18 protein-coding genes and 1 riboswitch are annotated in these 23537 nt (G+C 68.3%); of the genes, 3 read left to right on the forward strand and 15 right to left on the reverse strand.

The annotated features are described in order from the left end of the window. Positions 1-23 precede the first annotated feature (23 nt). The 6 genes from AC3WLC_RS02740 to AC3WLC_RS02765 all read right to left on the reverse strand — a co-directional run bounded on the left by AC3WLC_RS02740 (position 24) and on the right by AC3WLC_RS02765 (position 7086). Positions 24-857 (reverse strand): 5-deoxy-glucuronate isomerase, encoded by an 834-nt coding sequence (locus AC3WLC_RS02740; protein WP_493682397.1) that lies wholly within the window; start codon positions 855-857, stop codon positions 24-26. Next, positions 850-1914: an ABC transporter ATP-binding protein gene (locus AC3WLC_RS02745; RefSeq protein ID WP_493682398.1), complete on the reverse strand. Its 1065-nt coding sequence runs from the start codon at positions 1912-1914 to the stop codon at positions 850-852. The genes AC3WLC_RS02740 and AC3WLC_RS02745 overlap by 8 nt, the downstream gene beginning before the upstream one ends. After that, the gene (locus tag AC3WLC_RS02750) at positions 1907-2950 is read right to left on the reverse strand and encodes an ABC transporter ATP-binding protein (RefSeq protein ID WP_493682399.1); all 1044 of its coding nucleotides are present in this window, start codon (positions 2948-2950) and stop codon (positions 1907-1909) included. The genes AC3WLC_RS02745 and AC3WLC_RS02750 overlap by 8 nt, the downstream gene beginning before the upstream one ends. A gap of 10 nt (positions 2951-2960) precedes the next feature. Beyond that, a complete protein-coding gene (locus tag AC3WLC_RS02755) occupies positions 2961-4100 on the reverse strand; it encodes an ABC transporter permease (RefSeq protein WP_493682400.1) in 1140 nt (379 codons plus the stop codon). 7 nt (positions 4101-4107) lie between these two features. Then, the gene (locus tag AC3WLC_RS02760; RefSeq protein WP_493682401.1) at positions 4108-5094 is read right to left on the reverse strand and encodes an ABC transporter permease; all 987 of its coding nucleotides are present in this window, start codon (positions 5092-5094) and stop codon (positions 4108-4110) included. Between the two features lie 78 nt (positions 5095-5172). Next, on the reverse strand, positions 5173-7086 hold the full coding sequence (locus AC3WLC_RS02765; RefSeq protein WP_493682402.1) for an ABC transporter substrate-binding protein: 1914 nt from the start codon (positions 7084-7086) through the stop codon (positions 5173-5175). A 206-nt stretch (positions 7087-7292) separates the two neighbouring features. Here AC3WLC_RS02765 and AC3WLC_RS02770 point away from each other — a divergent pair, with 206 nt between their 5' ends. Then, complete coding sequence (locus AC3WLC_RS02770; RefSeq protein ID WP_493682403.1) at positions 7293-8312, forward strand: LacI family DNA-binding transcriptional regulator; 1020 nt, start codon at positions 7293-7295, stop codon at positions 8310-8312. A gap of 195 nt (positions 8313-8507) precedes the next feature. Here the strand turns inward: AC3WLC_RS02770 and AC3WLC_RS02775 are convergent, their stop codons facing one another. The 6 genes from AC3WLC_RS02775 to AC3WLC_RS02800 all read right to left on the reverse strand — a co-directional run bounded on the left by AC3WLC_RS02775 (position 8508) and on the right by AC3WLC_RS02800 (position 15361). Then, on the reverse strand, positions 8508-9512 hold the full coding sequence (locus AC3WLC_RS02775) for a DUF6925 family protein (RefSeq protein WP_493682404.1): 1005 nt from the start codon (positions 9510-9512) through the stop codon (positions 8508-8510). Next, a complete protein-coding gene (locus AC3WLC_RS02780) occupies positions 9509-10300 on the reverse strand; it encodes an ABC transporter ATP-binding protein (RefSeq protein WP_493682405.1) in 792 nt (263 codons plus the stop codon). Before AC3WLC_RS02780 ends, AC3WLC_RS02775 begins: the two co-directional genes overlap by 4 nt. Beyond that, entirely contained in the window at positions 10300-11325 is a 1026-nt protein-coding gene (locus tag AC3WLC_RS02785) for a FecCD family ABC transporter permease (RefSeq protein ID WP_493682406.1), read from the reverse strand. Before AC3WLC_RS02785 ends, AC3WLC_RS02780 begins: the two co-directional genes overlap by 1 nt. Further along, complete coding sequence (locus tag AC3WLC_RS02790; protein ID WP_493682407.1) at positions 11322-12188, reverse strand: ABC transporter substrate-binding protein; 867 nt, start codon at positions 12186-12188, stop codon at positions 11322-11324. Before AC3WLC_RS02790 ends, AC3WLC_RS02785 begins: the two co-directional genes overlap by 4 nt. 106 nt (positions 12189-12294) lie before the next feature. Then, positions 12295-14238 carry a TonB-dependent receptor plug domain-containing protein gene (locus AC3WLC_RS02795; RefSeq protein ID WP_493682408.1) on the reverse strand — a complete coding sequence of 648 codons (1944 nt, stop codon included), beginning with the start codon at positions 14236-14238 and terminating at the stop codon, positions 12295-12297. Between the two features lie 120 nt (positions 14239-14358). Next, positions 14359-14555: riboswitch (cobalamin riboswitch) on the reverse strand. Positions 14556-14605: 50 nt separating this feature from the next. Then, positions 14606-15361, reverse strand: coding sequence for a GntR family transcriptional regulator (locus tag AC3WLC_RS02800; RefSeq protein ID WP_493683121.1), 756 nt, complete (start codon positions 15359-15361; stop codon positions 14606-14608). 141 nt (positions 15362-15502) lie between these two features. Between AC3WLC_RS02800 and AC3WLC_RS02805 the strand changes: the two genes are divergently transcribed. Beyond that, positions 15503-17884: an AI-2E family transporter gene (locus AC3WLC_RS02805; protein WP_493682409.1), complete on the forward strand. Its 2382-nt coding sequence runs from the start codon at positions 15503-15505 to the stop codon at positions 17882-17884. A gap of 91 nt (positions 17885-17975) precedes the next feature. Beyond that, the gene (locus tag AC3WLC_RS02810; protein WP_493682410.1) at positions 17976-20705 is read left to right on the forward strand and encodes a caspase family protein; all 2730 of its coding nucleotides are present in this window, start codon (positions 17976-17978) and stop codon (positions 20703-20705) included. A gap of 24 nt (positions 20706-20729) precedes the next feature. Here the strand turns inward: AC3WLC_RS02810 and AC3WLC_RS02815 are convergent, their stop codons facing one another. From AC3WLC_RS02815 to AC3WLC_RS02825, 3 genes are all read right to left on the reverse strand, one after another. Further along, a complete protein-coding gene (locus tag AC3WLC_RS02815; RefSeq protein WP_493682411.1) occupies positions 20730-21626 on the reverse strand; it encodes a DUF6662 family protein in 897 nt (298 codons plus the stop codon). Between the two features lie 120 nt (positions 21627-21746). Next, positions 21747-22316 carry an NUDIX hydrolase gene (locus tag AC3WLC_RS02820; protein WP_493682412.1) on the reverse strand — a complete coding sequence of 190 codons (570 nt, stop codon included), beginning with the start codon at positions 22314-22316 and terminating at the stop codon, positions 21747-21749. A gap of 43 nt (positions 22317-22359) precedes the next feature. Next, positions 22360-23391: a DUF3616 domain-containing protein gene (locus AC3WLC_RS02825; RefSeq protein ID WP_493682413.1), complete on the reverse strand. Its 1032-nt coding sequence runs from the start codon at positions 23389-23391 to the stop codon at positions 22360-22362. Positions 23392-23537: the final 146 nt, after the last annotated feature.

The following is a 23537-nucleotide window of genomic DNA, read 5'->3' on the forward strand; positions in this document are numbered from 1 at the left end:
AAAATTGCCGGCTAAATGTCTGGCTATTTGAACTTGTCGCGCATCGACTGGATGCCGGGGATCGCCGTCATGAGGTGGGCGTGGCGCTCGTCGAAGTGCTGGACCAGGCCGCGCTGCGTCTTCCCGACCAGGATGGTGAAGATGTAGCAGCGGTGGCCGGGCGAGGTGACGGTCGGGTGGTAGCCGGCATCGACCAGCACCGTGTCGCCGTGCTGGACCATGAAGCAGTCGGACTTGCCATCGGCATAGATGATCTGGGCGCCGAAGCCGCTGCCGGGCTGGTAGCGGTAGTGGTAGAGCTCGTCATGGGCGGTCTCGCCGGCGCGGTCGGTATCATGCTTGTGCGGGGGATAGCCCGACCAGCAGCCGGGATCGGCATAGAGCTCGCTGACCAGGAGGTTGCCGGCGCGCCCTTGCCCGTTCTGGCCGAGGATATGGAAGATGCGGCGGCGGCTATGGGTGTCGGGCGAGCCGACATCGACCATCGCGACCTCCTCCGGCGCGATGCGGAAGGGCTTCAGCCCCACTTCGTCGCAGAGCCCGCCGGCGACGGCGATCTCGGTAGGGCCGGTCGCATTCTCCAGCCGGACCGTGGCGCCCGGTGGGGCGTAGACTGAATCCGCCTCGCCCGACCAGATATCGGCGCGTTTGCCGACCGCGGCGAAACGCTCGCCATCGACGATGATGTCGACCGTGCCGGAGAGCACGACGAGCACACTCTCATGGGCGGGCAAGGCCTGTTCCAGGCTCTCGCCTGGCTGCAGGCGCAGCAGGTTGAAATGGACATGCGGCAGGCCGGGGTCGTCATGGACGATGGCGCGGTTGGCGTTGTCGCCGGCGCGGATGTGCTTAGGCATTGGCGGGGTGTCCGGTCTGGATGGTCTCGACGCCCTTGAGCTCGAGCGCCTCGGCGTGGTGGCAGGCGACGCTGCGGCCGCCGAGCTCGCGCAGTGGCGGCTGGGTGGTGCGGCAGGCTTCGCTGGCGAAGCGGCAACGCGGATGGAAGGCGCAGCCGGCGGGGCGGTTGGCGGGATCGGCGACCTCGCCGGGCAGGCGGATGCGGCGATTCTGCCGGCGCTGGGCGGGATCGGGGATCGGCAGGGCCGAGAGCAGCGCTTCGGTGTAAGGGTGCAGCGGCCGGGCGAAGAGCGCCTCGGAGGTGGCGATCTCGACGACCTGGCCGACATACATCACCACGACGCGGTCACAGATGTACTCGATCACGCTGAGGTCATGGCTGACGAAGAGATAGGTCAGCCCGAACTCCTCCTGCAGGTCGCGCAGCAGATTGAGCGTCTGCGCCCGGACGCTGACATCGAGCGCCGAGACGGCCTCGTCGAGCACGACCAAGCGCGGATGGGTCGCGAGCGCCCGGGCGATGCCGACGCGCTGGCGCTCGCCGCCGGAGAAGGCGTGCGGATAGCGCCGGGCATATTCGGGCCGGAGGCCCACCTTGGCGAGGAGCTCGCGGACCTTGGCCTCGATCTCTGATGGCGGCACCAGCCGGTTGACCTTCAGCACCTCGCCGACGATGTCGCGGACCTGCAGGCGCGGGTTGAGCGAGGATTGCGGATCCTGGAAGACGATGCGCAGATCGGTGCAATAGGCGAGCCGCTCGTCCTCGGAGAGCGTATCGAGATCGACGCTGCCGCCATCCTTGCGGCGATAGCGCATCGTGCCGGCGGTCGGCTGGTGGATGCCGAGCAGGAGACGCGTCACCGTCGACTTACCGCAGCCGGATTCGCCGACGAGGCCGAGCGTCTCGCCCTGTCTGATCGCGAAGGAGACGTCCTCGACGGCGCGCACCGGATTTGAGGCCTTGCGCTGGAACAGGCTGCGCCGCGGCGGGAAGAGCTTGGTCAGCCCGCGCACGTCGAGCAGGACGTCGGGGGGCAGCGCCGGGGTCTCAGCCATGGGCGACACCTCCGAGCGCGGCCGGCTCGCGCGCAAGAACACAGCGCACATCGCGACGCGGGCCGATCGTGATCGTGCCGGGATCGATGGTGTCGCAGACGCCCTTGATGGCGGCGTCGCAGCGCGGGTGAAAATCGCAGCCTGCCGGCCGCTCGAAAGGCGAGGGCACCATGCCGCGGATCGCGGCGAGCCTGGAGCCGCGCCCGGAGCCGAGACGCGGCACCGATTTCAGCAGCGCACGGGTATAGGGATGGCGCGGATCGGCGAAGATCTCGTCGACCGTGCCGCGCTCGACGATTCTGCCGAGATACATCACCGCAACGTCGTCGGCGATCTCGGCGACGACGCCGAGGTCATGGGTGATGAACAGGATCGAGAGCCCGTCCTCGCGCTGCAGCTCCTGCAGCAGGTCGATGATGTTCGCCTGCGTGGTGACGTCGAGCGCCGTGGTCGGTTCGTCGGCGATCAGCAGGCGCGGCCGGCAGGACAGAGCGAGTGCGATGCAGACGCGCTGGCGCATGCCGCCGGAGAACTCGAAGGGGTAGTTGTTCAATCGCTCCGCCGGCCGGGGGATGCCGACGCGGCCGAGCATCTCGACGGCGCGGGCCTGCGCCGCCTTCTTCGAGAGACCGAGATGCCGGCGGATCACCGGGACGAGCTGCTGGCCGATGGTGTGGACAGGCGAGAGCGCCGCCATCGGCTCCTGCGAGATCAGCGAGATCTCCTTGCCGCGCAGGGAGCGGATCTGACGGCCGCGCGGATCGAGCCTGGTCACATCGATCGCCTGCCCGTCGCGGCCGGCATAAAGGATGCTGCCGGCGGCGATGCGCCCGCTCGGCGGCAGCAGGTTCATCAGCGCCCTGCCGGTGACGCTCTTGCCGGAACCGGATTCGCCGACGATGCAGAGCGTGCGCCCGCGCGGCACGTCGAAGGTGACGCCGTCGACCGCGCGCACCAGCCCGTCATCGGTGCCGATCTGGACCTTGAGGTCGCTAACGGCGACGAGCGGCGAGGGCGCTGCCGCCGTCCCGCGCATGGGCGTCGGCTCAGGCATAGGGATCGGCCGCATCGCGAATTCCGTCGCCGAGGAAGTTGAGGGCGAGCACGGCGACGACCACTGCGACGCCGGGGGCGAGCAGCCAGGGCGCCGTGGTCAAGGCCAGGATGCTCTGCGCGTCCTTGAGCAGCACGCCCCAGCTCACCACCGGCTCCTTCAGGCCGATGCCGAGGAAGGAGAGGGCGGTCTCGGCCAGGATCATGCTCGGGATCGCCAGGGTGACCGAGGCGACGATGTGGCTGGTGAAGGAGGGCACCATATGCCGCCAGATCACGCGCTGGCGCGAGCAGCCGTCGAGCCGCGCCGCCAGCACGAAGTCCTCGGTTCTGAGCGAAAGGAAGCGGCCGCGCACGACGCGCGCCAGATCGGTCCAGCCGATCAGCGAGAGGATGATGGTGATCCAGAGATAGACCAGCAGCGGATCGAGATTGGCCGGCACCGCGGCGGCGAGCCCCATCCAGAGTGGGATGGTCGGAATCGACTTCAGGAAGTCGATGCAGCGCTGCACGACCTCGTCGATCCAGCCGCCATAATAGCCGGAGATGCCGCCGAGCAGCAGGCCGAGGAACAGGCTGACCGCGACCCCGACCAGGCCGATCGACATCGAGATGCGGGCGCCGTGGATGGTGCGCGAGAGCACGTCGCGGCCGAGCCGGTCGGCGCCCCAGAGATACATCGGCTGCGATGGGTCGGCCGGGCCGATCAGATGCCGGTCCCAGGGGATCAGCCCGAAGAGTCGGTAGGGCTCGCCCTTGGCGAAGAAGACGACGGGGTGGACCGATTTCTCGTCGACGACGAAGGTCCGCTTCAGCGCCACCGGATCGAAGCTCATCCGGTAGCCGTTGACGTACATGAAATGGGTTTCGCCGGCGGCGTCCGTGCCGAAGAATTTCAGCGTCTGCGGCGGGCCATAGGTGAAGCGGGCGTTGTAGCTGTCGGGCGAGAAGGGCGCGACGAACTCGGCCAGCAGCGCGACGAGATAGATGCCGAGCACCACGAAGAGGCTGGCATAGGCCAGCTTGTGCCGGCGGAAGCGGCGGAAGATCAGCGCCCACTGGCCGGCCTCGGCGAAGCGGTGCGCCGCCGGGGCGACGGTTTCGGGGGCGGTGGGGGCAGCGATATCGCTCATCCCGGCCTCAGGCGTAGCGCACGCGCGGATCGAGCCACGCGAGCAGGAGGTCGGAGATCAGCGTGCCGATTACGGTGAGCACGCTCAGCATCAGGATGAAGCTGCCGGCGAGGTACATGTCCTGCGCCAGCAGCGCCGAGAGCAGCAGCGGTCCGGCGGTCGGCAGGCTCATCACCACCGAGGTGACGATCGCGCCCGAGACGAGGTTCGGCAGGACCCAGCCGATGGTCGAGATGAACGGGTTGAGCGCGACGCGAACCGGGTACTTGAACAGCAGCTCCGCTTCGCCGAGCCCATTGGCGCGGGCGGTCTGGACATAGGGCTTATAGAGCTCGTCGATCAGGTTGGCGCGCATCACGCGGATCAGCGCCGCCGTGCCATGCGTCGCCAGCACGAAGACCGGCAGCCACAGATGCATGGCGAGGTCGCCGACTTTGGCGAGGCTCCAGGGCGCGTTGACGTAGTCAGGCGAGAACAGGCCGCTGACGCTCATGCCGAAATAGCGCGAGAACACGTACATCAGCGCCAGGGCCAGCAGGAAGCTCGGTATCGCCAGGCCGAGGAAGCCGAGGAAGGTCACGACATAGTCGAGCCAGGAATAGCGCCGGACCGCGCTGTAGATGCCGATCGGCAGGGCGACGAGCCAGGTGACGACGAGGGTGATGCCCGAGAGCAGGACGGTGAGGCCGAAGCGATCCCACATCAGCTCGGAGACGGGCTTGTTCCACTCGAAGGACTCGCCGAAATCGCCGCGGAAGAGGATGCCGGAGATCCAGAGCCAGTACTGGACGTACCAGGGTTGATCGAGCCCGTAGCGCAGCTTCAGCGCGGTCAGCGAGTCATTGTCGAGCGAGCCGCCCTGCTCGGCGAACTTGGCGCTGAACGAGGTCAGGAAGTCGCCCGGCGGCAGCTGGATCACCAGGAAGGCGACGACCGAAACCGCCGCCAGCGTTCCAAGCGTATAGACGAGCCGTCTCAGCATGTAGCGGAGCATCACAGGCCTCCGATGCGGTTCGGGCGGGGCGGGGAGCCCGGAGCCGGCGGCTGCGGGCTCCGGTTTCGCTAAACCTGGCTATTCGTAGAAATACTGCTCCGGATTGGTCGGGCCGGGTGTCATGTAGAAGAAGGTGTCCGGCATCAGCTCGGGCACGTTGCGCATGTTGTTCTTCACGACGCCGTAATTGTCGGCGTCCATGTTGGTACCGATCACGTAGAACTGCTCGCGGGTGATGGCGAGGATCTTCTTCATCACCTCGAACTGACCGGCGGTGCCGGGCGTCTTCTGCATCTCGACATAGAGCGCCTGCTGACGCTTCGCCGGCTCCGGCGGCTCCTCGGCATTGGGATCGTTCGGGTTCTGGAAGTAGATGCCCCAGGCCGAGGCGAAGGCCGCCTGGTTCTCGTAGGGGAAGTACCATTTCGGATCGAGGACGCCGAGGAAGTCGTAGCCGCCGCCGCCGATCCAGACCATGGCGTCGTGCTCATTGGCGAGCATGCGGGCGAAGGCGAAGGATTCCTCGATGGTCTTGACCTGCATCTCGATGCCGACCGCTGCCCAGTACTTCTTGATCAGTTCGAGCGCGTCGATCTGGTAACGGCGCGAGGTCGCGGCATCGACGGCGAAGGAGATGCGCTTGCCGTCCGGCCCGAGCCGGAACTTCTGCCCATCGCGCTTGGAAAAGCCGGCCTTGTCGAGCAGCTCGTTAGCGCCCTTCGGGTCGAACTTGGTGTACTGCGTCGCCATCTCAGCGTCATAGAGCGCTGTGCCCGGCCGCGGTGCCGCCTGATAGGGCTGGGACTGGCCGGCATAGATCAGCTCGTTGAGCTCGTCGCGGTTGATGGCGAGCGAGAGCGCGACGCGGACATCGCGGTTGCGGAAGACCTCGCGCAGCACCGGGTTCTTGCTGGTCATGTTGAGCGAGATGCACATCGCGTTCGACCAAGCGGGCTGCGCCTTGAACAGGCGATAGCCGCTGCGCTCGCGATTCTGCGCCAGCACGATCCGCGTCTCCAGCCCGTTGAGGCGCTGGTTCTGCATGTCGAGCTCGCCATTGATCGCCTTCAGCACGATCGCCTGCTGGTCGCCCATGATGTCGAAGGTGACGCGGTCGATATAGGGCAGCTGGCGCCCCTCCGGATCGACCTTGAAGTAATAGGGGTTGCGCTCGAGCACGACCTGGGTGGTGCCGCCATAGGGCACGGTGAGCTGCCAGGGGTCGAGCACCGGCCGCCCCGTGGCGCGCCAGCGGCCGGGGAAGCTGGTCTTGTTCAGGAAAAGGGCCGACCAGTTCGCCGCCTTGGCCTCGGCAACCAGCTTGTCGATGCCATCAGGATTGTACTTCTTATGGAACTGCTTGAGGTAATGCGCCGGCGCCGCGGCGAGGATGTCCGAGCCGAAGGTCGTCGCCATGTTCTCCAAGAGCATGCCGTTCGGCCCGGTGAAGCGGAACTTCACGGTGACGTCGTCGATCTTCTCGACGATGACCGGATCGTTGCCGCTGCGCAGCCAGCGCGGCACCGACGGCGTCAGCTCCTTGTTCATCAGCACGTCCTGGTACCAGAACACCAGGTCGTCGGCGGTGAAGGGCGCACCGTCCGACCAGCGCGTGCCCTTGCGCAGATGGAAGACGTATTCGGTGCCGTCTGGCTTGACGTCGACCTTCTCGGCGACGTCGGGCTCGACTGCGGTCCAGGCCCGGTTCCAGCGCACGAGGCGGGTGTAGCCGACCGAGCGCTCGATCAGCGAGTCGCTGCCGCCCATCAGCGCCTGGCGCCAGGTGCCGCCATATTTCCCGGCCTTCTCGACGGGGGTGAGTACCAGCGGTGCCTCGGGCAGGCGCTGCGCCACCGGCGGCAGCTTGCCGCCCTTGACCAGTTCGGCGAGCCCCGGCCCCTCCTTGTATTCGGCGGCGTAGGCGGCGCCGGTGAGGCTGAGAAGCAGGGACAGTGCGGCGCCACGCAGGGCGCGCCCAGGGAAAGCTGCCATCGTTTCCTCCGCTGCGCCTTCTGCTCATGGCGGGCGCTGTGGGGACTACGTTATCGTTATCTCAATCGAAGCGTCAAGCCTTGCTGGCGATGGCTGCGTTCCCGGTCGATATGCCGCCGATCTTGGCGAAGGGGCTCTACAATCAGCAGTTATCTTCAGTGAAGATGCCTCTGGAAAACGATATCGATATCGTGAGATAAGATGGCATGGACATGAAGCCGGCCTTGCGGTCGCCCACCATCACTGATGTCGCCGAAGCGGCCGGCGTCTCGCCGATGACCGTCTCGCGCGTGCTCAACGGCCGCGGCGGTGCCGGCGAGGAGACGCGCCGGCGCGTGCTGGAGGCGGCGCAGGCACTGAGCTATCGCCCCAACGCCTTCGCCAAGAGCCTGAAGAACGACCGCTCGAACACGGTCGGCATTGTCGTGCCCGACATCGTCAACCCGTTCTTCCCCGAGATCATCCGCGGGGCCGAGCTGGTGGCGCGGCCGGCGGGCTATACGCTGCTCTCCTGCAATGTCGTCGAGGATCCCGAGCGCGAGGAGGAGGTGCTCGGCATGCTGCTCGACAAGCGCGTCGACGGCCTGATCATCTGTAGCGCCCGCCTCGACGACGAGCGGCTCTTGCGCGCGATCGCGCCGCACCGGGCGGTGGTGCTGATCAACCGCGCCGCGGCCAAGCGCCATGCCGGCACGATCGAGGTCGATTATCGCGCCGGCGTCGAGGCCGTGGTGACGCAGCTGATCGCGCAAGGGCGCAGGCGCTTCGGCTTCGCCGCCGGGCCGGCCGCCTCACAGGGAGGGCGCAAGCGACGGGAAGGGATCGAGGCGGCGCTGGCGCGCCATGGTCTCTCGCTGGTCTTCGATCTGCCTTGCACGCCGGACCTCCAGGGCGGCGCCGAGATCGCGGCGAGGCTCCTGCCGGAGATTGTGCAGGTCGATGCCATGATCTGCTACAACGACCTGATCGCGCTCGGCCTGATGAAGCCGCTCGAACAGGCCGGCATCAAGGTGCCGGAGGATATCGCCCTGGTCGGCTGCGACGATATTCCGGCCTCCGACCTGGTTTCGCCGGCGCTGACGACGCTTCGGATCGCCAAGCAGGACCTCGGCGAGATGGCGATGCGGATGCTGCTCGACCGGATCGCCGGCCGCAATGCCCAGCAGGGCATCGTCATCGAGCCCGATCCGATCTGGCGGGCGACGACGCCGCGGCTGCCGGGCTGAGATGGGGCGATTATCCGCTGCCGTCATTCCGGGGCAGGCCGCAGGCCTGAGCCCGGAACCCATGAACATTGCCGATGCAAGAAGAAGCTGGCGCTCGCCGCGCCGTGACATTGCGCGTCGTGTTCATGGATTCCGGCCCTTCGCTGCGCGAAGTCCCGGAAAGACGGTGCGGTTGTGCGTAAAATCGGCGCTCCACTAGCCATGGCCGTAGGCGTCGGCATCCTCGCCTGCTGGCTCCTGCTTGTCGAAGGCCTCCAGCCAGCGCGACAGGCCCGGCAGCTTCGGGCCGGCCCGCAATTGCCGCAGCGTGACGCGCAGGGTGTGGCGGGCGAATTTATTTGCCGGCTCTCTGAATGTCGATGGATCCAAGCCGCTGCGGACTGCCTCCAGAACGCGATGCTTCAATGCAGTCAGCTCCGGATCGCCGGTGGTGGCGAGGATCGCCTGGAAGCGCTCATGCGCCGCGCCATCCCAGGGCCGCGGCCGGGCCATCGCGTCCTTCAGCGGATGGGCTGGGACGAGATGGGCGAACGGTACCCAGCCGCTCGGGACCGGCTCGGTCGCCGCATGCGTGCGGCCGTTGCGCAGCAATTGCGGCAGGACATGGGTGTGCGGCCCTTCCGGGCTCTTGCCGTCGGCGGGCGGGATCGGCTGGTAGACCTCGCAGCGGCCGGCGCGGGCGATGAAGACGCGATGCGGGCCCTTTGTGACGATCGTCCCCATCGCCGGATTGCCAGCTTCGAACAGGCTCCTGCCAGCGACGGAGCGCAGGGTCGCGATCAATTCGGGATCGCCGGTGCGGATACAGATGTCGACCTGCAGCGTGCCGAGGCCCATGTCGAACAGGATGCCGGCGCGGTCCTGCGGCCGCAGCGCCGCCTTGTCCGGGCCGAGCTGGGTCAGGACGCTGCGCCGGTTCATTGCGCAGGCCGCTTCCGGCAGACAGAGCGCGACGCGATGGCTCCAGCCCTGGCCGACGGCGGTCTCCGAGGCGAAAGGCTTCACCTGCGAGAGATCATCGAAACCGATGCCGCCGCGATCGGTGACGGCGAAGAGCCGGTCCGGTCCGTCGCCGAGTTCGACCGGCTCACCGGGATCGCGCAGGAATTCGGCGATGGCGCCGAAAGTGCCGAGATTCCACTGCGTCGTCACGGTGGCTAGCTCGTCGCGGATCAGGCCGGTCACGTCGTTTGCCGTCATCGGCGGGGTTCTCCATGGTCCAGCGCCCGCCAGGGCAGGACGAAATCTTCGCCGTCGCGGCTGCCACGGGCGACCGCGATACCGAAGGCGCTTGCAAGGTTGTCGTCGTCGAGCACGGCGGCCGGCGGCCCGTCGGCAAGGATGCGGCCGCGATCGATGAGGACGAGCCGGTCGCAGAAACGCCCGGCGAGCGAGAGGTCGTGCAGCACGACGACGACGCCGGTGCCATCAGCGGCGATGCGCCTGAACAGCGCCATCGCCTCGAGCTGATGGCGCGGGTCGAGCCCGACCAGCGGTTCGTCCGCTAGCAGCATCTCCGCTTCGACTGCCAGCGCTCGCGCCAGCAGCACGCGCATGCGTTCGCCGCCCGAGAGGCTGTCCAAGCTGCGTTCGCGGAAGGCGCTGGCATCGGTCGAGGCGAAGGCGTTGGCGATCGCAGCCTGATCCGTTGCGGTGAGGTCGGCGAAGGGGCGCCGATGCGGCAGGCGGCCGAGCGCGACGACGGCCTCCGCCCGCATCTGCCATTGCACATTGCCGCCTTGGGCGAGGAAGGCGAGGCGCTGCGCCAGCGCGCGACGGCCCAGCGTTCTTGCCGGCTTGCCATCATAGAGAACTTTGCCTGCTGCCGGCGGCAGCAGGTCGGCGAGGATGCGCAGCAGAGTGGTCTTGCCGGCGCCATTGGCGCCGATCAGGCCGACGAGTTCGCCCGGTCGCAGGGCAAGATCGATCCCGGCGAGGATCGGCTTGCCGTCGAAGGCGATCGCGATGCCGTTCGCTTCGATACGCATCACGCCTCCCGCCGCAGGCGCTGGATCAGGCTGAACAGGAAGGGTGCGCCGATCAAGGCGGTGACGACGCCGAGCTTGAGCTCGGGCCGGATCGGCATCACCCGCAACGCCGTGTCGGCGGCGAGAAGCAGGATCGCGCCGCCGAAACCGCTGACCAGCAGCAGCCGGCCGGGCTTGTGGCCGACCAGCGGGCGCAGGAGATGCGGCACGACGAGGCCGACGAAGCCGATCGCCCCGGTGACGGCGACGGCGCTGCCGACGGCGAGCGCCGCGCCGCCGATCAGCCGGACCCGCAGCCAGGTCAAGTCGAAGCCGAGGCTGCGCGCCGTGTCTTCGCCGAGCGTGAGCCCGTCGAGCGCCGGCGCGCAGGAAAGCAGCAGGGCCCAGCCGACCAGCATCAGCGGCAACACCAGCCAGACATGGATCAGGCTGCGGTCGGCAAGCGAACCCATCAGCCAGAACACGATCTCCAGTGCGGCATAGGGATTGGGCGCAAGGTTGAGCGCCAGCGAGGTCATCGCCCCGGCGAAGCTGTTGATCGCGACGCCGGCCAGGATCAGCGTCATCGTGCCGGCGCCGCGGCCGTTGAGGGCGAAGAGCAAGAGGACTGCGAGCAGCGCCCCGGCGATGCCGCCGAGCGGCAGAGCGAGTGCGAAGGCGCCGGCAAAACCGGAATAGAATACGCTGACGGCGCCGAAGGCGGCGGCGCTGGAGATGCCGACGATGCCGGGCTCGGCCAGCGGATTGCGCAGCAGCCCTTGCATCGCCGCGCCGGCGAGACCGAGGCTGAAGCCGACCAGTGCGCCGAGGATGGCGCGCGGCAGGCGCAATTCGACGAGCACGAGCGCGGGCAGGCTCTGCCGGCCGGCGAGCCAGTCGCCGAGCGCGGCGAAAAGGTCGAGCCGGGCATAGCCGACGGCGAGCGAGAGCGCCGCCATGACGAGCGTCGCGACGGCCAAGAGGGCGACGAGCCGCCAGTAGGACATCCGGTCGGAAGCGGATGAGGGCATGGCCGTAGCGCTCATGGGCTTTTTCCGGCTGGCGTCGGCGCGGTCGCGTCGAGCAGCAATTCGATCGCGTCGATCACCGCCGGACCGGCGCAGGTCCAGAGCTTCGAGGGCAAGGCGACGAGCTTCAGCCGGTCGCCGAGTCGGGCGAGGACGGGGTGATGCAGGATCTCATGGGCTAGCGAGGGCGGGCCGTCCGGTGTGGTGTTGAGGATCAGGATATCGGCCTTGCCGAGCGCGACGGTCTCGAGTGCGATCTGGCCGTAATTGTCGATGCCGAGCTCGGCGGCGAGGTTGGTCAGCCCCGCCGCCATCAGGATCTCGTCGACGAGCGAGCCGCGCCCGGTGGTGAAGCCGTTCGGACGCAGCACGATGGCGCGTGGCTGGGCCGGGCGGGGGCGATCCGCCAGCGCGGCGAGGCGCTTGTCCATCTCTGCGATCAGGGCTTCGCCGTTCTGCTGCTCGCCGAGCAGCCTCGCCATGTCGCGGATCTGCTGGCGCATCTCGGCGAGGTTGCTCGGCACGCCGAACTCGCGGACCGTCACGCCGACGCGCTTCAGCAGCGCGACGGTCGCGCGTGTCGTGTAGGCGCCGGCGACGACGAGGTCGGGCTTATACGCCAGCACCTCCTCGACCAGCCCGTGATTGGCGGGAATGACGAGGGCGCGCGCGGCCATGTTGGCGTTGCGCGGGTCCTGCGACAGCCAGGTCACCGAGGCGACGTGCTTCGGTGACGCGAGCCGCAGCACCAGCTCGTCGGTGCACATGTTGAGCGAGACGATACGCTGCGGCTTGGCCGGGGCGTCGTCCGCGCGGGCGAGGCCGCCGGTCGCCGCCAGCCAGAGGCCGAGCGCAAGCGCGAAGCCTATCCTCCTCGTCATGGTCGGGCTTGTCCCGACCATCCACGTCTTCCTTGACCACATGCCGTGTTCAAGACGTGGATGCTCGCCACAAGGGCGAGCATGACGGGGGAGGTTCCCAGCTCTCTCACAGGCTCACCCTGATCCCACCGAAGGCGCTGAGGCCCGGCACCAGGAAGCCGACCGGGTTCTCATACCGCTTGTCGAACAGGTTATCGACGCGGCCGAACACGGTGAAGCGCTCGTCGACCTTGTAGTCGGCGGCGAGGTTGACGATCGCGGCGCCGGGCGCACGCATCCTGGAGACCGAGAAGTCGCGGTTCCCGTCCATGCGCTCGCCGAGATAGATCAGCGTCGCCGACAGTGTCAGCTTCTCGATCGGCATCCAGCTCGCGGTGACGCTGGCCTTGTGGCGCGGCCGGCGCAGCAGCTCCTGGCGGGCGATGTCGTCGCGCGCCAGGGTGAAGGTGTAGTCGGCCCGGACCTTGAACTGCGGCGAGAGTTCGAGCGCGACGAAGCTCTCCAGGCCCTGCGTCGTCGCCTTGCCGATATTGGCGTAGGAGGTCCGCGCCGCATTGGTGACGATCAGGTTGTCGATGTCGTTGTGGAACCAGGTTGCGCCGACATTGACCTGCCCGTTCAGCAGCGGCTGCTCGAAGCCGACATCCCAGCCGCGGCTCTCCTCGGGCTTCAGGTCGGGATTGCCGTAGAAGTTGAAAGCCGGACGGGAATCGCTGAAGCGCTCGCTCAGCGTCGGCGCCTTGAAGCCGGTGCCGTAGCTCGCCTTCAGCTTGGTGTCGGTGCCTGGCACGATGAAGACCGGTGCGATGCGATAGGTGGTGTGGCCGCCGAACTTGTCGTCGTTGTCATAGCGGATATTGGCGACGGTGAAGAAGCGGTCGGTCCAGTTCGACTGCAATTCGACGAAGGCGCCCTTGTTGCCGTTCGAGACGGTCTTGGCGGACGTGTCGAAGCGTTCGGTCTCGTATTGCAGGCCCATCACCAGGGTCTGGCTCTGGGTGAGCTTCAGATCGCCGCGCCAGTCGTATTTGGTACGCTCGCCGAGGTTCTCGGTAGGCAGGTCGAGGATACCGGAGGCATTCGGCCGGCGATCGGAACGGTCCTGATTGCTGTAGGAGACGCCGAAGCGGTTGACGAACTGGCCGCCCAGCGGGTCCCAGACGACCTCGCCGCGGGTGAAGGCCTGGCGGTAGTTCTGGCTGTTGCGGAAGCTGTTCGGCAGGCTCGGGAAGCCGGAATCGCCGGTGAACAGCAATTGCCCGTCGATATAGCGGCCGACCCAGTTGATGCTCAGCGTGTCGGTCAGCCTGGCGCCGAGGCGGGCGGAATAGCTCCAGTTGTCATAGGAGTTCGGGTTGCGCCGGCGGCCGGCGGGAACCAGGTTCGGCGGCGTCACCGGCGTCGAATCCGCGCGGAAATGGCTGACATTGAAGGCGTAGTCGAAGCGGTCATTGCCGCCGCTCAACCCGACGCTTTGGTTGAAGGTACCGTAGGAACCGGCCTCGGCGGACGCCGTCACCTTCGGCGGGCCTTCGCCGCGCTTGCTGGTGATCGAGATGACGCCGCCCAGCGCATTGGCGCCGTAGAGGCCACTCTGTGGGCCGCGCAGCACCTCGATCCGCTCGATGTCTGTCGTCAGCATCTGGCCGAAATCGAAGGAGCGGTTCGGTGTCGAGGGGTCGTTCACCTCGATGCCGTCGATCAGCACCTTGACGTGGTTCGAATTGGTGCCGCGCATGAACACCGACGTCAGGCCGCCCGGGCCGCCGGTCTGGACGATGTTGAGGCCGGGCACGGCGGCGAGCGCCTGCGGCAGGGTGCGACGCTGCTGGCGCTCGATCTCCTGGGCGGTCACGACGGTGACGGAGCTGGCGATTTCCCTGGCGGGCGTCGGTACGCCGGTCGGGCTGATGACGATCTCATCGAGTGCGATCGGCTTTCCGCCCGACTGCGCTAGTGCGGCGAGCGGTGTCAGCATGGTCGAGGTGGCGAGCAGGGAGAAGGCAAGGAGGAAACGCCCGCTCTTGGCGGGTTTTGGCAAACGGAACACGGGAAACCTCGGCGGTAACGTCAGTGGCACGTCACCGCGAACGAGATGTCCCCAGCCGCTCCCGAAACCGGGTGCGCACGGTTCTACCACCCATCAGCGCACCCCGGCCGATGTGTTCGCGTGTGACCACGGCTGACGGCAGGTCTCCTGGCTCGCGGGTCGCTGCCTTTCGCCGCCTTCCCAGGGCCGAGGTCCCAGTGGCGTATGGCGAAAGGCTCGCCGCTTACAGTTGCGGGGGCAGCCGCAGCATGGGGTGGCGAGCCACCCGCACTGCGTTCCCTTTTGATCCCGTGAGGGAACCGTCGCGTTCACGAGTAGGGCGGAAATGCGGCAGCGTCAATGCGCCCGCCGGCCCTTGCGAGGGGGATTATTCGGCCGCTTTGAGCGGTCGCTTTCCACGGGGCCTGGCGACTGTTTGCGGCGCCTCCGCATAAGGCGCAAGGATCGCCATGATGTCGCGCTCGCGCGGCTTGGCTTCTGCAACGAGCGCGCGCGCCGCCACCGAGTCGAGATGGTGGTGCATCAGGCTCGTGACTTTCCCAACGTCACCGCTCGCGAGCGCGTCGATCAGCAGGCGATGCTCGTTGATGCCGCATTCCGAGGAATGCGGCCGGCTGTACAGCGACAGGATCAGGCAGCAGCGATAGGAGAGCTCGCTGACATAGCGGATCAGGATCGGGCTCTCGGTCATCTCAGCGAGCAGGATGTGGAATTCGGTCGCGAGCCGGATCGAGATCGCATCCGGGCCGCCGCGCGCGGCATCTTCCGAGTCGACATGGGCGCGCAGCGTCGCAAGCTGCGCCTTGCTCAGCCGGCCGGCGAGCTGGCGCACGACGAGGCGCTCCAGCTCGATGCGGATGTCGAAGGTGTCGCGCGCCTCCTGCCAGCTCGGCGTCGCCACCACGGCGGTGCGGTTGCGGCGCAGCTCGACCAGCCCTTCGGCCGCGAGCTGGGCGAGCGCATGGCGCGCGAGGGTCCGGCTGACGCCGAAGCGCTCGCCGAGCGCGTCCTCCGGCAAGGTCGCGCCGGGTTCGAGCGCGCGCTCGATGATCGCGCGGCGCAGCGCCCGGCAGATCATCCCGGCCTTGTCCGATGCACCGTTTCCGGCCTCTTCCCGCGCCATCGCCGACACCAATGGTTGAAGATCCTTCTCGTCTTAGCGTCAGCGGCGCGTTGTTCGCAATGCGGCGTGCGCGGCAGGGGGAACCGGGTGCGTCCTCTCACGTTCTCAAGACCATCCATCGCCGGCCGGGGGGCTTTGATCATGACGACGACACCGCCAGTCCGCCGAGCGCCGATCCAGCACGAAGCGGGCGGCATCGGCGCGGGCGATCTGGGGGGCGCGGACATCGTCAGGGTGGCTGCGGCGCTCGTCTCGGCGGCAGTGATCATCGCGGCGCTCTATTACGGCCAGGACATCCTGATCCCGCTCGCCTTCGCCTTCCTGATCGGCTTCGCGCTCAATCCCCCGGTGGTGTGGCTGCGGCGGCGGGGACTGCCCAAGGTGGTCGCGATCGCGGTGGTGATGACCGTCGTGCTCGTCCTGCTCGCCAGCCTCTTCCTCGTGCTGGGCACGCAGCTGCGCTCGCTCGGCGAGCAGTTGCCGACCTATCAATCGACGATCCACGGCAAGCTCAACGATCTCAAGGCGCAGTTCAGGGCGCCCGGGATGCTCGACAGCGCGCTGAACGCGATCGCTTCCCTTCAGAAGGAGGTGGAGTCGGTGCAGGGCGCGCAGGCGCAGCGGGTCGAGGTCGTGGCGGCGCCGGGCACCCAGCTGCAGGTCGCGCTGGTCTGGCTCGGCCGTGTGCTCGAGCCGCTGGCAACGGCCGGCATCGTCCTCGTCTTCGTCGTGCTGGCGCTGCTCGACCGGACCGACCTGCGCGACCGGCTGCTGCGCATCCTCGGCGGCAATCTGCACCGCTCGACCGACGCGATCGAGGATGCCGGCCGGCGCATCAGCCGCTATCTCCTGATGCAGCTCGTGGTGAATACCAGTTTCGCCATCCCGCTGGCGCTCGGGCTGTGGCTGATCGGCGTTCCCGGCGCGTTGCTCTGGGGCGTCGTCGCGGCCGTCCTGCGCTTCGTACCCTATGTCGGCGCGCTGATCTCGGCCATCTTCCCGCTGGCGCTCGCCTTCGCGGTCGACCCCGGCTGGCACATGGTGCTGTGGACGCTCGCGCTGATCGCAGGGCTCGAGCTCGTCAGCAACAACATCGTCGAGCCGATGCTCTATGGCACCAGCACCGGGCTCTCGGCGATCTCGCTGATCGCCGCCGCGACCTTCTGGACGGCGCTCTGGGGCCCGGTCGGCCTGATCCTGTCGACGCCGCTGACGGTCTGCCTGCTCGTCCTCGGCAAGACCTTGCCGCAACTGCAGTTCCTCGACACCCTGCTCGGCTCGGTGCCGGTGCTCAGTCCGACGGAACGGATCTATCAGCGCCTGCTCGCCGGCGATGTCGACGAAGCCATCGAGATCGCCGAAAGCGAGATCGAGACGCTCTCGGTGGTGCCCTTCTACGACGCCGTCGGTGTCGCGGTTCTGCGGCTCGCCAGCGACGATTATGGCCGCCAGGCGACCGCGGCGCACCGGCTGCGCATCGCCGAGGGCATGGAGGCGCTGCTGGAGGAATTGCGCGAGGAGCACCCGGCGACGGCCGGTTCCAGCCCGAAAGTGGTCTGCATCGGCGGCAAATGGGAGATCGATGGGATCGCCGCGCAGATGCTGGCCCATGCGCTCGATCTCGAAGGCATCCCGGCGCAGGCGCGCCGGATCGCCCATGTCACGATGAACTCGGTCGCGAGACTCGATCTCGATGGGGTGCCGCTCGTCTGCCTCAACTATTTCAGCGGCGAGCCCGACAATGCCGCCCGGCAGTTTTGCCGGCGGCTGCGGCAGCGCTGGCCGGAGCTGAGGATCGTCGTGGTGCTCTGGACGGTGCCGCCCGAAAAGCTGGCAGGCGAGGCGGGCCGGGATATCGGCGCCGACGAGCTCGCGGCCTCGATCCAGGAGACGATCGGCCGGGTCCAGCGCCTCCTGCCCGAGATGGCGGGCGAGCCGGCCGTGGCGGAGACACCGGCCAACGATGCCGAGCGCGTGGCGGCGCTCCATGGCACCGGCTTCCTCGACGCGGCGCTGCGCGATGATCTCGATGCGATCGCCAAGCGCGCCGCCGATGCCTTCGACGTCGACGTGGCGATGATCTCGGCGATCGACGCCGAGCAGGAGATCGTCATCGGCGGCAGCAGGGAGCTCTCGGGTTTCGGCCGGGACGAGGCCGGCCGGCCCGTCCTGCCGCGCCGGGAGGCGATCTGCGATTACGTCGTGGCTGGCGGCGAGACGCTGGTCGTCGATGATACCGAGCGCGATGCCCGCTTCACCGACAACCCCGTCGCCAAGACCTGGGGCCTGCGCTTCTATGCCGGCGCGCCACTGCGCTCGTCGGACGGCTTCGTCCTGGGCGCGCTCTGCATCCTCGATCGCGAAGCGCGCAGCCTCGACCAGCGCGAGCGCGAGCTGCTGGAAAAGCTCGCGGCCGATGTCGTCGAGACGATCGGCCGGGCCGGCGCCGGTAGCTCGCCGCAGCAGCCGGGCGAGCCGGAAACCGAGGCGAGCGCGACGGTCGGACAGCCGGTGCCGGAGTAGCGCCTCGGTCTCGCCTCATTCGGTTCAAGCTCGGTTCATCGGCCCGGGCCGACCTTCCCCACGATAGAACGAGCCGTTGCGGGAGGGCGCGATGCCCGGATCTCAGCTTCTCCGACTGGTCCTTGCGACGCTGCTCGTCGCCATCGGCTTCAGCCATGCGCAGGCGCAGCCGCTCGAGAAGCGGATCGCGCTCGTCATCGGTAACGGCGCCTATCAGGCGGGTACGCTGGCGAGCCCGGCCAATGACGCCGGCCTGGTTGCGCAGACCCTGCAGGCGGCTGGCTTCGACGTCGTCGGTGCGCGCGACCTCGACATGGCGACCTTTCGTGCCTCGCTGCGCGAATTCATCGACAAGGCCAACGCTTCCGGGCCCGACACCGTGGCCTTCGTCTATTTCGCCGGATACGGGCTGCAGTTCGAGGGCGAGAACTATCTCGTTCCGGTCGATGCCCGTATCGCCCGCGACAGCGACGTGCCGCTCGAGGCGATCCGTCTGAGCGACCTGCTCAGGCCGCTCGCCGGATTGCCGCTGAAGGCGCGGATCGTCGTGCTCGATGCTGCCCGCCAGAACGGTTTCGCCCGCGCCGGTCAACCGCTCGCCGGCGGCCTTGCTTTGGCCCAGCCCGATGCCGGGATGCTGCTCGCCTTCAACGCAGCTCCCGGCACGATCGCGCCCGAGGCCAATGCGGGCTACGGCGCCTATGCCACGGCCCTGTCGGAGATGATCAAGGAGGGTGGGCTCAAGCTCGATGACCTGTTCGAGCGTGTGCGTCTGCGGGTGGACGGGCTAACCCAGGGGGCCGAGCTCGCCTGGCACGTCTCGCGCGTCGAGGCACCGTTCCTGTTCTTCGAGCGTGCCCAGGGCGCGCCGGTCGAGGCCGAGCGCTTCTCCGAGCTGCGCTCGCGGCCGATCCGCGAATTCGATCCCCGGCAGGCCTATCTCGCCGCCGTCGCCCGCGACTCGATGCGCGGCTACCAGGACTTCCTCGCAGCCTATCCGGACGATCCGCTCGCCCGGCGCGTGCGCGCCATCGTCGCGGCGCGGCGCGAGGCGACGACCTGGCGCGAGAGCGCGCTCGCCGACACGCGCGAGGGCTACTGGTCCTATTTGCGCCGCTATCCGCGCGGCCCGCATGCCTATGACGCGCGCCGACGGCTGGCGCATCTTGCGGCCGAGCTGGAGCCGCCGGCTGCCTTTGCGATGCTGAGCTACGATGTGCCGCCGCCTCCGCCCGAAGAGGTCGTCTATATCGAGCGGCCGGTGGTCTATCTGGCCGACCCGGTCTACGAGCTGCCGCCGCCGCCGCCGGTGCCGGTGATCTACCTGCCGCCGCGGCCGGCCTATTTCGTCGAGCTGCCGCCGCCTCCGCCGCCGGTTGAAGCCTATGTGCTGCCGGTACCGGTCTACCATCCGGTGGCGAGTTGGGTCGAACGCCCGCGCTATGTCGCGCCGCCGCCGGAGAACGTCGTCAGCGTCAACATCCACAACACTGTGGTGATCGACCAGAGCCGCCAGACGGTGGTCGTCACCAACCCGGCCGGCCAGCAGCTGCCGCCGGCCTCGGCCGGCTTGCCGGACGTGCCGCAGCCCGCACCAGGCCAGCCGGCGCTGTCACCCAGCCATCTGGGCATGGCTGCGGCAGCCGCCGCAGCCGTCGCGGCACTGCCGGCCGCGGCCGCTTTGCGCGCCGCAAGCCAGCGTCCGAAGCCGAATGGGCTGCAAGGCGTGTCTGCACCCGCTTCCGGCCCGAGCCAGGCTCAACCGGTGAGGCCGCCGCAGGTTCCCGGCCAGCCGCCGATGCAATCCCCATCCACGCAGCAGGCGCGCCCGCAGCAACAGCTTCCGGGAAATGCCGTGCAGGGGCTCCGGCCCGGCCAGCCTCCGTTGCAAGGCGCCCAGCCGTTGCCGCCGCAGCCGGGGTTTGCGAATGGCGGCAAGGGCAATGACGCCCCTGGAGCAACCAAGCCGCTGGTCGCGACACCCACCAATCCGCCCGTGGACACGAACGGTCCTGCGGCAGCCTCGCGCCCGGTTCAACCCTCGACACCGGGTGCCCGGCCGCTGCCGCAGCCGAACCAGCCCGGGCTGGCCACTGGCGGCAAGAGCCAGGCTGCGCCGCCGGCACCGGGAGCGGCGAAGCCGTCTTTGGCTGCGCCAGGCGCTCCGCCTGCCGGTGCGAACGGTCCCGCCTCGGCCGCGCGACCGGCGCAGCCTTTGCCGCAGAACGCCCAGCCGCTACCGCAGCCGCATCAGCCCGGGCCTGCCGACACTGGCAAGGGTAGTGCTGCGGCTGCACCTTCGACGCGATCGCGCGCCCCTGGAGCGGTCGACGCGGCCCAGCAGCAGCGAGCCCAGCAGCAGGCCGCACAGGCAGCTCGCGACCAGCAGATGCGGGCGCAGCAACAAGCGGCGGCCCAGCAACGCCAGGCGCCGCAGGCTGCCCAGCAGCAGAGGGCGCAGCAACAGGCGCAACAGGCGGCTCGCGACCAACAGATGCGGGCGCAGCAGCAGGCAGCCGTTCAGCAACGCCAGGCGCAGCAGGTTGCCCAACAGCAGAGAGCGCAGCAGCAGGCCGCACAGGTCGCCCGCGAGCAGCAGATGCGGGCACAGCAACAGGCGGCGCAGCAGCATCAGATGATGCAGATGCAGCAGCAGAGGGCTCAACAGCAGGCAGCGCAACAGCAGCAGCGAGCCGCCCAGGCGGCTGCACAGCAGCGCCAGATGGTGCAGCAACGTCGGGCGGCGCCGCACCCGCAGGGTGGTCCGCACGGACCGCGGCGGCCGGATTGCGGCAACCCCGGGCAGCAGCCCTGCCGCTAGTGCGCGTCCGAAAAGGAAGGCGGTCTAGAAGCTGTAGGCCGCCTTCACCTTCAGCAGGTGCTGGCTGAAATTGGTGACGTCAAGATCGCCCGGCACGCCCTTGGCCTTGCCGGCGATCTGGACGTTGTAGGCGGCCGAGATCGCGAGCTGCTTGGTCGCCTGCCAGAAGATGCCGGGGCCGGCAAAGGTGGCGTAGCCGGCCTCCTTGCCGAAGCCGAGTTCGTTGTGACGGCGCTGGTGGCGCACTTCGCCGCTGAGATAGAGTCCATCCAGCATCTGCCAGGCGAGCGAGCCGCCGACCGTGAAGGTCGAGGAGCGCAGATAGGGGCTCGGTCCCGTCCAGGTCAGGTCGTGCGAGAGGTTGAGCGCGGCGTAGAGCTTGCCGGGGACGAGCGTCTTGTCGGCGAAAATGCGCAGGCCGGTGTTGTAGGTGGTGAAGTTGCCGGCGCCGGTCGGATCGGTGCGGTTGAAGCTGGGATCGACGATGACGGTGAGGCCGATGCCGTGCAGGTCGCGGCCGAGCAGGCGGTACTTCATCTCGACGCCGGCTCCGGCGCTGCGGCTGTCGGCCTTGGTGCCGCCGATGGTCGCGTCGGTGTAGCCGCCGAGGAGGTAGGGGCCGACCTCGAAGCAGGGGAAGAGCCCATAGGAGCCCTGGAGCTGCAGGCCATGCGCGGCCTGGCGGCCGTCGCGGACGCCGAAGCCGCCATTATAGGTCAGGCTCGGGCCGAAGGAGCCGACATCGGCGACGTCCGAGCCGGTGGTGAAGCCGAAGGCGTCGGTCGGGATGCCTTCGCTTTCAGTGCAGGCGGAGAGCACTGGCGGTGCGGCCGGCGCGCCCTTGCGTGAGGGAAGGTCGGCGGCAAAGGCAGGCGAGAGCAGGCTCGCTGCGACGAGGGCGACGGCGGCGGGCTTCAGCATGGCTGGCGATCCTGTTGACGAAGCCACATTTGAGTAAATGCGAATGAGTCGCAACATGGACTCTTCGGTCGCCGCGCTATACCAGCGTATTGTTGCTGCGATGCAACAGCTGCTGCCGGCTCAGCCGGGCAGGCTCACGCTGCGCAGGCGCGCGAACGCCACCGGCGCGATTTCGGCCAGCGCCGCGATGGGCTTCCAGGCTGCGGCGTGGACCTCCTCTTCCTGGGCAATCAGCGGCAGGGCCGGATCGGCGATGAAGAGATATTGCAGGTCGTGATGGATGTGCGGCGGCTCGTTCCGGCGCGGATTGCCGGGGACGTCATGGCTGTCGATGGTGAAGGGCAGGTCGCCGCCGCGGTGCCAGGGATGAAGGATAGGGCCGGCGACACCGGTCTCCTCCACCGCCTCGCGCAGGGCCGAGGCATGGAAGCTCGCGGCCGGCTCGTAGTGCCCGCCGGGCTGGAGCCAGCGGCCGATCACGACATGGTCGATCAGCAGGATCTGCGCATGGTCGGGCGAGAGCACGAAGGCGCTCGTGGTGGCGTGGCCCGGCATGGTCTCGCGCGCGTCGAGGGCATGGCGCTCGGCGATCTGCCAGCGCAGCAAGGCTAGTCGCTCGCGCGGTCCGGCGACCTCGGCGAGATAGCGGGAGACCAGCGAATCGAGGCGCGCCAGGAAGCTCATGGCCATGCGCATCGCATGTCCGGGGCTGGCCGGGAAGGCCGCCTTCCGATCAGGGCAGCTTCAGGCGATACTCTTCGAAGCCGCCATTCTTGACGCTGTCATAGCCGATGAGGACGCGCAGCTCGCCGCGTTCCTGCGCCAGCACGGTGAGCGCCTCGGCCTTGGCGTCCTTGCGCTTGGGCAGCTGGCCGAGCTCCTGGACGGTAGCAGGGGCGGCGGGGTCGAGCAGCAGGATCGCATAGGGCACGTCCTGCTCCTGCGCCGGGCCGACGAGGACGAGCAGGCGGCCATCGGCGAGCGAGGTAAGATCGCGCACGCCGCGCTGAGCCCCGGCCTTGAAGGCGATGAGCTGCGGCTTGTCCACGGCCGGTTCGCTGCCCGGCTTGAACAGTTCGGCGATGCTGCCGCCGACGAGGAAGGCACGGCCGTCGAGCGAGGGCGCGCGCAGGCCGAACCAAATCCGGTCGCCGACCACGGCGAGGCCCTCGATATTGAGCCCGTTGCTCTTGTCGTCGAGCGCCCTGCCGACAAAGGGCGCGACCTCGCCGGCTGCGCCGAGCAGGTCGGCGACGCGCCAGCTCAGTTCGGGCGTGCCGGCCTCGCCATTGCCGGCCGCGATCCGGGCCAGCAGGAAGGACGAAGGTCGGTATTCGCCGCTGCGCCGCGAGCAGCCATGCGAGCCGACGACGTAGAAATGGCGATCGGCAAAGGCGACGCCCTCGCCATCGAAATCCTCGAAATCGCCCTTCTGCGGGCAGCCGATCACCGGTTGGCGTCCGCTGGCGCCGCTTGGAGCGCTGTCCTTCACCAGCGGCAGGCTGGGGCCGGGGGTGATCGTGCCCTGCTTCAGCGTCGCGAACTGGGCGGCCTTGTTCTCGTCGTTGATCACGAGGCAGCGATAGTCGCCGCCGGCGGGCGGGCGGCAGGCGATGCCGCTGATGTCCTCGGCGGGCTTGCGCGGCTTCTTGCCGGTGAAGTCGGAGGTCGCTTCGATCCTGCGCTCGGGCTTCAGCGTCTCGGCGCGGACGGCATTCGTTGCGAGAAGGCCGAGCGCGAGGGCGGAGAGGATCGCGAGCCGCATCTGGTCATGCTCCGACGGAAAGAGCGGACATAGGGGGCGTGGTGGTGGTTGCAAAGGCCGGGCCGCGAATTCTTGCGCCGGGCAAGGACGTATCGTTGCAGGAGTGACCTTCGTTTTTTGAGATGAGCGAGAGGCGCGCAAGCTTT

It is taken from the genome of Allobosea sp. GW821-FHT03A12, assembly GCF_058986765.1.

Bases quoted from the DNA above. Each gene is read 5' to 3' on its own strand.
- AC3WLC_RS02740 (WP_493682397.1), bottom strand. From the start codon at position 857: ATGCCTAAGCACATCCGCGCCGGCGACAACGCCAACCGCGCCATCGTC.
- AC3WLC_RS02745 (WP_493682398.1), bottom strand. From the start codon at position 1,914: ATGGCTGAGACCCCGGCGCTGCCCCCCGACGTCCTGCTCGACGTGCGC.
- AC3WLC_RS02750 (WP_493682399.1), bottom strand. From the start codon at position 2,950: ATGCGCGGGACGGCGGCAGCGCCCTCGCCGCTCGTCGCCGTTAGCGAC.
- AC3WLC_RS02755 (WP_493682400.1), bottom strand. From the start codon at position 4,100: ATGAGCGATATCGCTGCCCCCACCGCCCCCGAAACCGTCGCCCCGGCG.
- AC3WLC_RS02760 (WP_493682401.1), bottom strand. From the start codon at position 5,094: ATGCTCCGCTACATGCTGAGACGGCTCGTCTATACGCTTGGAACGCTG.
- AC3WLC_RS02765 (WP_493682402.1), bottom strand. From the start codon at position 7,086: ATGGCAGCTTTCCCTGGGCGCGCCCTGCGTGGCGCCGCACTGTCCCTG.
- AC3WLC_RS02770 (WP_493682403.1), top strand. From the start codon at position 7,293: ATGGACATGAAGCCGGCCTTGCGGTCGCCCACCATCACTGATGTCGCC.
- AC3WLC_RS02775 (WP_493682404.1), bottom strand. From the start codon at position 9,512: ATGACGGCAAACGACGTGACCGGCCTGATCCGCGACGAGCTAGCCACC.
- AC3WLC_RS02780 (WP_493682405.1), bottom strand. From the start codon at position 10,300: ATGCGTATCGAAGCGAACGGCATCGCGATCGCCTTCGACGGCAAGCCG.
- AC3WLC_RS02785 (WP_493682406.1), bottom strand. From the start codon at position 11,325: ATGAGCGCTACGGCCATGCCCTCATCCGCTTCCGACCGGATGTCCTAC.
- AC3WLC_RS02790 (WP_493682407.1), bottom strand. From the start codon at position 12,188: ATGACGAGGAGGATAGGCTTCGCGCTTGCGCTCGGCCTCTGGCTGGCG.
- AC3WLC_RS02800 (WP_493683121.1), bottom strand. From the start codon at position 15,361: ATGGCGCGGGAAGAGGCCGGAAACGGTGCATCGGACAAGGCCGGGATG.
- AC3WLC_RS02805 (WP_493682409.1), top strand. From the start codon at position 15,503: ATGACGACGACACCGCCAGTCCGCCGAGCGCCGATCCAGCACGAAGCG.
- AC3WLC_RS02810 (WP_493682410.1), top strand. From the start codon at position 17,976: ATGCCCGGATCTCAGCTTCTCCGACTGGTCCTTGCGACGCTGCTCGTC.
- AC3WLC_RS02815 (WP_493682411.1), bottom strand. From the start codon at position 21,626: ATGCTGAAGCCCGCCGCCGTCGCCCTCGTCGCAGCGAGCCTGCTCTCG.
- AC3WLC_RS02820 (WP_493682412.1), bottom strand. From the start codon at position 22,316: ATGGCCATGAGCTTCCTGGCGCGCCTCGATTCGCTGGTCTCCCGCTAT.
- AC3WLC_RS02825 (WP_493682413.1), bottom strand. From the start codon at position 23,391: ATGCGGCTCGCGATCCTCTCCGCCCTCGCGCTCGGCCTTCTCGCAACG.